The sequence below is a fragment of the Streptomyces olivaceus genome, assembly GCF_000721235.1.
In the GTDB taxonomy this organism is placed as follows: domain Bacteria; phylum Actinomycetota; class Actinomycetes; order Streptomycetales; family Streptomycetaceae; genus Streptomyces; species Streptomyces olivaceus.
Genome location: NZ_JOFH01000059.1, coordinates 15,973 through 28,391, shown reverse-complemented (window position 1 = coordinate 28,391; position 12,419 = coordinate 15,973). Strand labels below are relative to the sequence as shown.

The 12,419-nt window shown below is 73.5% G+C and carries 4 protein-coding genes and 1 pseudogene; 3 read left to right on the top strand and 2 right to left on the bottom strand.

Features of this window, described 5'->3' with window-relative positions; all coding sequences use genetic code 11:
• Window positions 1–6,968: pseudogene (locus IG94_RS0136330) on the bottom strand (SDR family NAD(P)-dependent oxidoreductase); the annotation flags it as partial.
• Between the two features lie 302 nt (window positions 6,969–7,270).
• Here IG94_RS0136330 and IG94_RS0136325 point away from each other — a divergent pair.
• The 3 genes from IG94_RS0136325 to IG94_RS0136315 all read left to right on the top strand — a co-directional run bounded on the left by IG94_RS0136325 (window position 7,271) and on the right by IG94_RS0136315 (window position 11,098).
• Window positions 7,271–8,722, top strand: coding sequence for an NDP-hexose 2,3-dehydratase family protein (locus IG94_RS0136325; protein WP_052411038.1), 1,452 nt, complete (start codon window positions 7,271–7,273; stop codon window positions 8,720–8,722).
• A gap of 5 nt (window positions 8,723–8,727) precedes the next feature.
• Window positions 8,728–9,489, top strand: a complete 762-nt coding sequence (locus tag IG94_RS0136320) for a thioesterase II family protein (protein WP_031047746.1) — start codon at window positions 8,728–8,730, stop codon at window positions 9,487–9,489.
• A gap of 88 nt (window positions 9,490–9,577) precedes the next feature.
• The gene (locus IG94_RS0136315) at window positions 9,578–11,098 is read left to right on the top strand and encodes an FAD-binding oxidoreductase (protein ID WP_031047744.1); all 1,521 of its coding nucleotides are present in this window, start codon (window positions 9,578–9,580) and stop codon (window positions 11,096–11,098) included.
• Window positions 11,099–11,167: 69 nt separating this feature from the next.
• Here the strand turns inward: IG94_RS0136315 and IG94_RS0136310 are convergent, their stop codons facing one another.
• Window positions 11,168–12,418 carry a nucleotide disphospho-sugar-binding domain-containing protein gene (locus tag IG94_RS0136310; RefSeq protein ID WP_031047741.1) on the bottom strand — a complete coding sequence of 417 codons (1,251 nt, stop codon included), beginning with the start codon at window positions 12,416–12,418 and terminating at the stop codon, window positions 11,168–11,170.
• Window position 12,419 lies beyond the last annotated feature (1 nt).

The following is a 12,419-nucleotide window of genomic DNA, read 5'->3' as shown; positions in this document are numbered from 1 at the left end:
CCTCTCCACCAGCAGCAGCCCGACCCCCTCGGAGAACACCGTGCCGTCGGGTCGCAGTCGCCGTTGCGCAGCGCCTGCGCCGCGAGGTGCAGGGAGACCAGCGACGACGAGCACGCCGTGTCCACGGTGACCGCCGGCCCCTCCAGGCCGAGGACGTAGGCGATACGACCGGACGCGACACTGCTCGCCGCTCCCGTCAGCAGGTACCCCTCCACCCCGTCGGAGGCGTGCGACGGCCCGCCGGGATAGCCGTAGGCGGTCATGCCGACGAACACGCCGGTACGGCTGTTGCGCAGCGACTCGGGCGGGAGCCCGGCCCGTTCGAGGGTCTCCCACACGGTTTCGAGCAGCACGCGCTGCTGCGGGTCCGTGCCCAGCGACTCACGGGGGCTCATGCCGAAGAACTCGGCGTCGAAGTGCCCCGCCTCGTCGAGGAACCCGCCCCGGTCCGTGTACGACGTACCGGGGTGGTCGGGGTCCGGGTCGAAGAGGTTGTCCAGGTCCCAGCCCCGGTCGTCCGGGAACCCGGACACGGTCTCGCGCCCGAGGTCGGCGACGTCCCACAGGTCCTCGGGGGTGCGGACGCCGCCGGGGAAGCGGCACGCCATCGACACGATCACGATCGGATCGTCGGCGCCGCCGCCGCTCTTCGCACGGACCGGGGCGTCCTGCACCTGTCCGCTCAGCCGTTCCCGCAGGTATGCGGCGAGCGCGGCCGCGTTGGGGTGGTCGAAGATCAGGGTCGCGGGCAGCCGCATCCCGGTCGCGGCGCCCAGCCGGTTGCGCAGCTCGACGGCGGTGAGCGAGTCGAAACCGATCTCCTGGAACGGCCGCCGGGCGTCGATCGTCTCCGGCGCGGGATGGCTGAGCACCACGCCGATGTCGTTGCGGACGACGTCGAGCAGGAAATCGAGCTGTTCGGCCGTCGAGCGCCCGGCCAGCTCCCGCCGGAGCGCGCCCCGGCCGTCCCGCCGCCCGCCCGCCTGCCGGCGTGCGGCCCGCAGGAAGCCGCGCAGGACCGCCGGGGCGGGACGTACCTCGGCCGCCGCCCGGACCGCCGCGAGGTTGAGACCGGCGGGCACCAGGTCGGGCCGGCCGCCGTCGAGGCCGACGTCGAAGAGCGCGAGCGCCTCGGCGTCGGACATGGTGGTCAGCACGTCGTGCGCGACGGCGTGCCGCTTCTCCTCGAACAGCTCGGCGGTGATCCCGCTCGCCTGCTGCCAGAGCCCCCACGCGAGCGAGACCGCCGGGAGACCGAGGGTGTGCCGGTGCGCGGCCAGCGCGTCCAGGAAGGCGTTGCCGACCGCGTAGTTGGCCTGCCCCGGGTTGCCGAGGGTGCCCGCGAGCGAGGAGAACAGCACGAACGCGCTGAGGTCGAGGTCCTGCGTCAGCTCGTGCAGATTCCACGCCGCGTCGGCCTTCGGCCGCAGCACCGGGTCGACCTGCCCCGCCTCCAGCGCGGTGACGGCCGCGTCGTCGGTTACTCCCGCCGAGTGCACGACGGCGGTGAGGGGGTGTTCCGGCGGGATCGCGTCGAGCAGGCGGCGCAGCTCGTCGCGGTCGGCGACGTCGCAGGCCCGTACGACGGCCTCGGCGCCCATCCCCTCCAACTCGGCCCGGAGCGCGGCGGCGCCGTCGGCCGCGGGCCCGCGCCGGCTGACCAGCAGCAGATGCCGTACGCCGTGCTCGGCGACCAGGTGCCGGGCCACGGCGGCACCGAGGGTGCCGGTTCCCCCGGTCACCAGGACGGTGCCGTCGGCGGCGAGCGGGCGCGGGATCGTGAGGACCAGCTTGCCGGTGTGGCGGGCCTGGCTCATGAGCCGGAACGCCTGGGGCGCCTGGCGTGCGTCGAAGGCCGCCACGGGCAGCGGCCGCAGCGCGCCCTGCTCGAACATCGCGTCGAGGTCCGCCAGCATGCGCGCGACATGGTCGGGACCCGCCTCGACCGTCTCGAAGGCCCGGTAGACGACACCGGGGTGCCGCTCCGCGACCTCCTCCGGGTCGCGCACGTCGGTCTTGCCCATCTCCAGGAAGCGCCCGCCGCGGGGGAGGAGCCGCAGCGACGCGTCCACGAACTCGTCGGCGAGGGAGTCGAGGACGACGTCCATGCCGGCGCCGTCGGTGGCGGCGAGGAACCTCTCCTCGAACGTGAGCGTCCGCGAGTCCGCGATGTGCGCGTCGTCGAAGCCCGTCGCACGGAGCGTGTCCCACTTGGGGTTGCTCGCGGTGGCGTAGACCTCCGCGCCCCAGTGCCGGGCGAGCTGGACGGCGGCCATGCCGACGCCGCCGGTCGCGGCGTGCACGAGCAGCCGCTGCCCGGACCGCAGACCGCCCAGGTCGCGCAGGGCGTAGTAGGCGGTGAGGAACGCCACCGGAGCGGTGGCGGCCTGCACGAAGGTCCAGCCGCGCGGCACCCGGGTCAGCGCCCGCCGGTCGGCGACCGCGACCGGTCCCACCGCTCCCTCCGGGAACAGGCCCATGACCGCGTCGCCGGGCGCGAGGCCGGTGACGTCCGGGCCGGCCTCGGTGACGACGCCGGCGGCCTCGCTGCCGATGAACGCCTCGCCCGGATAGAGGCCGAGGGCGAGGAGTACGTCGCGGAAGTTGGCCCCGGCCGCCCGGACCGCGACCCTGACCTCTCCGCCTTCCAGCGGCCGTTCGGCGGCGCAGGGCTCCAGGACGAGGTTCTCGACGGTGCCCGGCTCGGTGGTCGCCAGCCGCCAGGCCCCGGCACCCTCGGGCGGCGCCAGCAGGCCGTCGGTGTCGGCGTGCACGAGCCGGGCCGTGTGCGCCTCGCCGTCCCGCAGCGCGAGCTGGGGCTCGCCCGACGCGAGCGCCTCCCTGAGCCGCCGCAGCGAGCTGTCGCGGCCGTCGAGGTCGACGAGGTGGAAGTGGTCCGGGCGCTCCAGCTGCGCCACCCGCAGGAACCCCCAGGCCGCCGACGCGGCCAGACCGGGCACGTGTTCACCGGCGCGGACGGCGACCGCCCGTTCGGTCACGACGACGAGGCGGCTGCTCTCGAACCGGTCGTCGGCGAGCCACTGCCGGACGAGCCGGCGGGCCCAGTGCGCGGTCGCACGGGCGCCGTCGGCCGGGTTGCCGTCGTGGGAGGGAACGAACGCCAGCACGACCTCCGGGAGTTCCGCACCGGCGTCGGCCCGGGCGCGCAGCGCGTCGAGATCGGCCACGGCACGGACATCACCGCCGATCCCGTCGCGCAGGGGGTCCGGGAGGCTTCCGAGCACGGCCCAGCCGGCGTGCCCGCCGGTCTCCTCGGCAGGAGCCGCCGGCCGCCAGGAGAGGCGGTAGAGGGAGTCGCGTCGCACCGCCGCGGCGCCGGAGACCCGCTGGGCGCCGAGCGGTCGTACGGTGAGGGCCTCGACCGTCGTCACCGGTTCCCCGGCGGCGTCCATGAGCGACAGGCCGACCGTGTCGGGCCCGGTGAGGCGCAGCCGGACCCGCAGGGCGGTGGCGCCGACGGCGTGCACCGACACGCCGCGCCAGGCGAACGGCAGCCTGGTCCGGCCGTCGTGGTCGTCGCCCGCCAGCGCGGTGACGTGCAGCGCGGCGTCCGACAGCGCCGGGTGCAGCGCGAAGCCCCCGGTGTCGACGCCGTCGGGGAGCTCGACCTCGGCGTACAGGTCGTCGCCCTGGCGCCAGGCGGCGCGCAGCCCCAGGAACGGGGAACCGTAGGCGAGCCCGATGGCGCCCAGCCGCTCGTACGCCTCGGCCGCCTTCAGCGGTGTCGCTCCGGCGGGCGGCCAGGTCGTGACCGGCTCGTCCGCCGGTACGGGGTGCGGGCTCACGACGCCGGTCGCGTGGGCCGTCCACGGGAGATCGCCGGAGGTCGCCTCGTCGTCGTCCGGCCGGGAGTGGATGCCGATGGGCCGGTCGCCGTCCGGGCCCGCCGCGCCGACGATCACCTGGATGCGCACCGCTTCCCGCTCCCGCAGCGGCAGCGGCGCCTGGAGCGTCAGCTCCGCCACCTGGGCGCAGCCCACGCGGTGGGCGGCGTGGAGCGCGAGCTCGGCGAACGCGGTGGCCGGGACGATCACCGTGTCGTGCACGACGTGCCCGGCGAGCCAGCCGTGGGTCTTCAGCGAGAGCCGCCCGGAGAACAGGTGCCCGGCACCGTCGGCCAGCACCGTCTCGGCGGCCAGCAACGGGTGGTCGGCCGAGCCCAGGCCGGCCGAGCGGACGTCACCGGCGGCCCCGACGGCGTCGGGCCAGTAGCGCTCCCCGGCGAACGGGTAGGTCGGCAGGTCGAGACGGGCCGCCGCCGACCCCGGCACGATCCGCGCCCAGTCCGGTGCCGCGCCGTTGACGTGCGCCTCGGCCAGGGACGTGAGCAGCCGCGTCGGGTCGCCGTGGTTGCGGCGCAGGGTGCCGTGCGCCCGGGCCGTGGCGCCGAGGTCATCGATGGTCTCCTGGACCGGGACGGTCAGCACCGGGTGCGGGCTGACCTCGATGAAGAGCGAGTGTCCGTCGGCGAGCAGCGCGCGCGTCGTCTCGTCGAACCTGACCCGGCTGCGCAGATTGGTGTACCAGTACGCGCCGTCGAGCGCCTCGGCGTCCACCGGCGCGGCGCCGACGGTGGAGTAGAACGGGACGTCGGCCGGTCGCGGGGCGATCCCCGCCAGGTCCTCGGAGAGCCGTTCCCGGACGGCCTCGACGTACGGCGTGTGCGAGGCGTAGTCCACCGGGATCATCCGGGCCTGGACGCCGTCGCGCCGGCAGGAGTCGACGAGTTCCCGCAGTTCCCCGACGGCTCCCGCGACCACGGTGGAGCCCGGCGCGTTCACGGCCGCGATGCCCAGGTTCTCCCGGGCCGGTACGTCGAGGAGGGCCGCGACCTCGGCGGCGGACAGCGGCACCGAGGCCATGCCGCCCGTTCCGGCCAGGTCGAGCAGGGCCCGGCTGCGCAGGGCGACGACCCTGGCGGCGTCGTCGAGGGTCAGTGCCCCGGCGACATGGGCGGCCGCGATCTCCCCCTGGGAGTGCCCGACCACCGCGTCCGGCCGGACGCCCGCCGCCTGCCACACCCGGGCCAGGGACACCATCACCGCGAACAGCGCGGGCTGTACGACGTCCACCCGCTCCGACGAGGGGGCGTCCGGCGCGCCCCGCAGTACGTCGAGCAGCGACCAGCCGGTGTGCGGGGCGAGCGCTTCGGCGCAGGCCGCTATGTGCTCCCGGAAGACCTCGGAGGTCTCCAGCAGGCCGACGGCCATCCGCTCCCACTGGGAACCCTGCCCCGGGAACACGAACACCGTCCGGGCGGCGGTGCCGCGGCCCTGGACGGTGTTCCGTGCCGTCCGGCCGTCCGCCAGGGCGCGCAGCCCCTCCAGGAACTCCTCGCGCGTGGAGGCGACGACGGCCGCGCGGTGCTCGTGGTGATCGCGCTCGTGGGCCAGCGCGTGGCCGATGTCGGACGGCTCGGCGTCCGGGTGGTCCAGGGCGAAGCCGAGGAGCCGCCGGGCCTGTTCGCGCAGGGCGGCCTCGCTGCGGGCGGAGACCAGCCACGGCAGCGTGCCCGCCGAGACGACCGGTGGCCCGGAATCCGCCGGCTCTGCGGACGGCGTCGCGGGAGCGGGCGGGGCGGCCTCCAGGATGACGTGCGCGTTGGTGCCGCCCACGCCGAACGACGACACGGCCGCGCGGGGCGGACGGCCGGTCTCGGGCCACGGCCGCGCGGACGTGAGCAGTTCGACGTTGCCCAGTTCCCAGTTCACGTGGGGCGTCGGGGTGTCCACGTGGAGCGTCCGGGGAAGCAGCCCGTTGCGCAGGGCCAGCACCATCTTGATGACGCCGGCCACGCCCGCCGCGCCCTGCGGGTGGTTGAGGTTGGACTTCACGGAGCCGAGCCACAGCGGCCGGTCGGCGGGCCGGTCCTGTCCGTAGGTGGCGAGCACCGCGTGGGCCTCGATCGGGTCGCCCAGAGTGGTGCCGGTGCCGTGCGCCTCGACGGCGTCGACGTCGCCGTAGGTCAGGCGGGCGTCGGCCAGCGCCTGGTCGATGACACGCCGTTGGGCGGGGCCGTTGGGCGCGGTCAGGCCGTTGCTGGCGCCGTCGGAGTTGACCGCCGAGCCGCGCAGGACGGCGAGGATCCGGTCGCCGTCGCGCTGTGCGTCCGACAGCCGCCGCAGCAGCAGCAGTCCCACGCCCTCGCCCCAGCCGATGCCGTCGGCGGCGGCCGCGAAGGGCTTGCTCCGGCCGTCGGGGGCCAGCCCCCGCTGCCGGCTGAACTCGGTGAACCACGCGGAGGTGGCCATGATGGTGACGCCACCGGTCAGCGCCCGCTCGCACTCGCCGTTGCGCAGCGCCTTGATCGCCAGGTGGAGTGCCACCATCGACGACGAGCAGGCGGTGTCCACGGTGAGCGTCGGGCCCTCGAGGCCGTAGGCGTAGGCGATGCGGCCGGACATGATGCTGGCCTGTGTGCCCGTGAGGATGTAGCCCTCGACCTGCTCCTTGGTGGGCAGCAGGCTCATGTTGTAGGTCTGGCCGACGCTGCCGATGAACACCCCGGTGCGGGTGGAGCGCAGGGAGGACGGGGGAGTGCCCGCCCGTTCGAACGTCTCCCACGCGACTTCCAGGATCTGCCGCTGCTGCGGGTCCATCGCCAGCGCCTCGCGCGGGCTGATCCCGAAGAAGTCCGCGTCGAACCGGGCGGCGTCGGAGACGAACGAGCCCGTGCGGGTGTACGTCTTGCCGGGGGCGTCGGGATCCGGGTCGTAGATGTCGTCGATGTCCCAGCCCCGGTCGGGCGGGACGTCCGTGACGGCGTCCTCCTCGGCCATCAGCATGTCCCACAGTTTCTCCGGGGAGTAGACGTCGCCGGGGAACCGGCAGCCCATGGCCACCACGGCGATCGGCTCGCGCTCCCGGCCCTCGGCCTCCTCCAGACGCCGGCGGGTCTGGCGGAGACTCGCCGTGGTCCGCTTGAGGTAGTCGCGCAGCCGCTTCTCGTTCGCCACCGGACCGAGCTCAGTCGAGTCGGGGTTCATCGGGCCTCCCCTTTGTCATTCCCCACCGTTTGATAACGCAATGCGAATTCCGATCGCTTGTGCCGGTGACGCAGGACACGCCGAATAATGGTCGCAGTCCCGTCTTGCGGCGGACTTGGGCCGTTCTAAAACCGTCGCCCCGAAAGCGACGGGGCGCCCTGCCCTAAAGGGAGTCGCCGAAAGAAGACCTGCGGAATTTAGTCGCGATTTAATGAGGGGCGGCAGAATATGCCGGGATCAGACGGGGCGGAGAAGGGTGGGTAATGAGCGGCATCCTGAGTCACCCGGGACCGCGGCCGGGAATCCTTTCCGACGGAGCCCGCCTCCTGCGGTCGGGGCTGGCCACCGGCGGGGTGGCGACGACGAACGAGCAGTTCGCCGCGTGGCTCGCCCGGTGCGAGGAGACCGTCCGGGCGCGGGTCGAGCGGGTACCGCTCGCCGAGCTGAAGGGCTGGCACTTCACCGAGGGGTACGGCGTTCTGGCGCACGACAGCGGCAAGTTCTTCAGCGTCGAGGGCACGGACATCACCCGGACCGGACCGAGGACACTGTCCTGGCAGCAGCCGCTCATCAACCAGCCCGAGGTCGGCATTCTCGGCCTGCTGGCCAAGGAGTTTGACGGCGTCCTGCACTTCCTGATGCAGGCCAAGGTCGAACCGGGCAACCGCCGGCAGCTCCAGCTCTCCCCGACCGTGCAGGCCACCCGGAGCAACTACACCAAGGTGCACGGCGGGGCGTCCACGCCCTACCTGGAGCACTTCCTGCCGGCCGGCCGCGGCCGGGTGGTCGCCGACGTGCTCCAGTCCGAGCAGGGCACCTGGTTCCTGGGCAAGCGCAACCGCAACATGGTCGTCGAGACCACCGCCGAGGTGCCCGTCCGCGACACCTTCTGCTGGCTGACGTTCGGGCAGATACGGCGGCTGATGACCGAGCCGAACCTGATCAACATGGACTCCCGTACGGTGCTGGCCTGCCTGCCCATGGCGGTGTCCGGCTGGCCGGACGACCTGGTCGACGACGCTCCCGACCCGGCGTACGCGGCAGGTCTGCGCCGGTCGTTCCAGGCGGGCGGGACGGACGGCCGCCACACCGACGTCGAGATCCTCAGCTGGCTCAACGACGTGCGCACCGAGACGGAGCTGCGCGTCGACCGCGTCCCGCTGTCCGCGCTGCGGGACTGGCGGGTGTCGGACGAGGAGATCGCACACCGCGAGGGCAAGCACTTCAAGGTGATCGGGGTCTCGGTGGAGAGCGGCCGGCGTGAGGTCGCCGCCTGGTCCCAGCCGCTGCTGGCCCCCTGCGACACCGGTGTCGTCGCCTTTCTGACGGCACACGTCGACGGAGTGCCGCACCTCCTCATGCGGGCCTCCGTCGAGCCGGGATTCCGGGACGTCGTCGAACTCGGCCCCACCGTCCAGTGCAACCCGCTCAACTACGCCGACGCGCCGCCCGAACGGCGCCCCCCGTTCCTGGACCACGTGCTCGCGGCGACCGGCACCGTCCGCTACGACGTGGTGCTGTCGGAGGAGGGCGGCCGGTTCTATCACGCGGAATGCCGTTACATGGTGGTCGAGTGCGACGATCCGGAGGCACTCCAACCCCCTCCGGACTTCCGCTGGATGACCGTCCGCCAGGTCCTGGCGATGCGTCAGCACGCCAACTACCTCAACGTCCAGACGCGGAGCCTGCTGGCCTGCCTCGGATCCCTCTGGTAGGCGCGATGTCCACCGAGAAGAGTGCCCTCTGGTTCAGGAGGTTCGTGCCGGGCGCCGAGGAGGCGCCGGTACGGCTGGTGTGCCTGCCGCACGCCGGCGGCTCGGCGGCGTACTTCCTGCCGCTCGCCCACGCGCTCGGCGCCCGCGCCGACGTGCTGGCGGCACAGTACCCGGGCCGCCAGGACCGGCGCCGGGAGCCGTGCATCGACGAGATGGGCGCCCTGGCCGACGCGGCCTTCGACGCCCTGCGCCCCTACCTCGACCGGCCGGTGCTCCTGTTCGGGCACAGCATGGGAGCGACGCTCGGGTTCGAGCTGGTGCGCCGCATCGAGGCCGCCCCGGGGCCGGGCGCCGTCCGGCTGTTCGCCTCGGGGCGGCGGGCGCCCGCCAGGGCGGGCGGCCCGCTGGTGCACCTCCTGGACGACGACCGTCTCCTCGCGGAGCTGGCCGGGCTCGACGGCACCGACGCCCGTGTCCTCGGCGACGAGGAACTCATGCGTTCGGCGCTGCCCGCGATCCGTGCCGACTACAAGGCCGCGGAGACCTACCGGCTGACCGGCGACGTGCGGTTGGACTGCCCGATCACGGCCCTCGCCGGAGCGAGCGATCCCAAGGTGACGCTCGACGAGGTGCGCGCGTGGGAACAGCACACGACGGCCGGCTTCGAACTGCGCGTCTTCGAGGGAGGACACTTCTTCCTCGCGGGCCACCGGGAGGCGATCGTGCGCCTGGTCACCGAGCGTCTGCACGGCCAAGCACGGATTTAGCACTCCTCAGCATGCTGAGAGCGTGAGTCCGAGTCGAGTCGGAGTGCGAGTCGCAGCGTCACTCGACGAAACGCAACGGGGGAAACACATGACCACGCGAAGAGCAGTACTGAAAGGCGGAGCGGCCGCCCTGGCCCTGGCCGGCCTCGGTGCCGCCGGCGCCGCAAGCAGCAGCGCCCTGGCGGGGAAGACCGAATGGGAGCGGCTCCAGAGGCGGCTGACGGGGCGGCTGGTGCTGCCCTCCAGCGGCGACTACGACCTGGCCAAGCAACTGCACCGGACGATGTTCGACGGCATCCGTCCGGCCGGAGTGGCCTACTGCGAGACCGTCGGCGACGTACGGGCGTGTCTGTCCTTCGCCCAGCACAACGGCGTCCCCGCGGTCCCGCGCAGCGGAGGACACAGCTACGGCGGGTACTCCACCACCGAGGGCCTGGTCATCGACGTGTCCCGGCTGAACACCGTCCAGGTCGGCGAGCATGCCACGGTCGTCGGCCCCGGCGCCCAGCTCACCGACCTCGTCGACGCCGCCGGTGCGCACGGGGTGGGGCTCGCGTCCGGGATCTGCCCGACCGTGGCGATGGGCGGATACCTCCAGGGCGGCGGCATCGGCTGGCAGACCCGCTCGCTCGGCCTCGGCTGCGACTCGCTGGAATCCGTGCAGGTCGTGCTCGCCGACGGCAGCGTGGTCACCTGCTCCGAGCACCAGCACCAGGACCTGTTCTGGGCACTGCGCGGTGGCGGGGGAGGCAACTTCGGCATCGTCACCCGCTACGAACGGCGCAACAGCACCATCCCCGGGATGGTCAACTACACGCTGGCCTGGGACTGGGACCACGTCAAGGACGTGGTGGAGGGCTGGCAGCGCTGGCTGCCCGGCGCCCCCCGGGAGATGAGCGGCCGCTGCCTGCTCGGGCTCCTCAACGCCGCCCCCGACGCCACGCCGCTGCTGATCACCGACGGCACGTTCCTCGGCTCGCCCGAGGACCTCGACGCGCACCTGGACGCCCTCGTCTCGGCGATCGGCCGCGCTCCGGCCGCCCGCGACGCGGAGGACCTCGGATTCCGCGACGGGATGATGTCCTGGTTCAAGTGCTCGGACAAGACCGTCGCCCAGTGCCACCGTGTGGGGCACAACCCCGAGGCCACCCTTCCCAGGGCCGGCTTCCAGATCGACCGCTCGCGCCTGTTCAAGGAGGCCGTCCCGTCCTCCGGGGTGGACGAGATCCTCGCCGCCTTCGACGCCGAACGCCGGGCCGGTCACATCCGGTTCATCCACCTGTTCGCGCTCGGCGGTGCCGCCTCCGACGTCCCCCGGACCGCGACCGCGTACGTGCACCGGGACGCCCGGTTCTCGGTCGACCTGGCGACGGTGCTCCCTCCGGTGATGGACAACGACGAGGAACGGGCCGCGGCCCGCGCCTGGATCGACCGCGCCTTCACCGTCACGGACCAGTACTCGGCCCACGAGACCTACCAGAACTACATCGACCCCGATCTGGCGGACTGGCGGCAGGCGTACTACGCCGAGAACTACCCGCGGCTCGTCAAGGCGAAGCGCACCTACGACCCGCACGGCTTCTTCGACTTCGCGCAGAGCATAGGCTGACCGCACGTCCTCGGACCTGCGAACCGGAAGCCCGGTTCGCAGGTCCGCGCGTGGTCGGGCCGGCTCTGTTCAGGCCAGCTCTTCGAGCGAGCGGACCACGGCCGACGGAGGGGGCATCTCGGCCATCTCCTCGCGCAGCTTCTCCGCCGCCACCCGCCAGGCCGGCTCGGTGAGCACTCTGGTGACGGCCGCCCCGATCTCCCCGGCGTCCGCCCCGGCCGCGTCGAGCGTGACGCCGGCGCCGCTGCCGGCGAAGTTGGCGGCGTTGAAGGGGTTGTCGGCGGTCTGCGGCATCATCACCTGGGGCAGGCCGTGGCGGGCCGCCGTCAGCAGCGTGCTGGTGCCGCCCTGGTGGACGATGGCGTCGCAGGTCCCCATGAACAGGTGCAGCGGGACGTTCTCCGCCACGCGAACGCCCGCCGGCAGCGTGCCGAGCTTCCTCCGGTCGTCGCGGCCGACCGCGAGCACGACCTCGACGTCGAGACCGGCGAGGCCCTCGACGACCCGGGGCAGCACGAACGCCTCGTCACCGGCGAGCGCGGAGGTGGAGGTGCCCCAGGTGACGCACACCCGGGGACGGCCGGGATGGTCCAGCACCCAGTCCGGGGAGACGGCCGCGCCGTTGTAGGGGACGAACCTCATGGGCAGCCGCCCGCTCAGGTCGGGGAACTGGAGGCTGGTGGGCCAGGGGTCGACGGTGCGGACCGGGTAGTCGTTGCGGACCTCCACGCCGTAGTGGTCGTACAGGCCGGGCAGCCCCGTGGGCCACTCGGCGCGCACGTCACCGTCGGCGGCGCGGCCCTGCAACGGCTGACTGACCATGCGCATCACGTCCGGGCCCCAGGTCTGCCGGACCAGCGGCACGCCCCGCAGCGCCGAGACCAGCGGGGCCGCGAACACCATCGAGTCGGTGACCAGCAGGTCCGGCCGCCAGTACTCGGTGAACCGCAGCAGGCCGGGCGCCATCCGGCCGGCGGCCTCGACCAGCGGGGCCATGGCCGCGTCCCGCAGGTCGGCGTGCTTGTCGTCGTAGTCGGCGGGGGGTTCCTCGGCGGTGCCCGCCAGACCGCTGTCGGTCCACTGATCGGCGGGCGCCTCGATCACACGCTGTCCGCCGCGCGAGCGCAGTACGCCGTCCATGATCTCGTAGCCGTGGCCGACCTCGACGGCGGGCAGTCCGACGTCGACGATCGCCCGGCTCAGTTCGGGCTGGGCGGCCACGCGCACGTCGTGCCCGGCTGCCCGGAAGGCCCAGGCCAACGGCACCATGTGGAAGAGGGGGGTGGTGGTGGCGGCGACGGGGGTGAAGAGGATGCGCAAC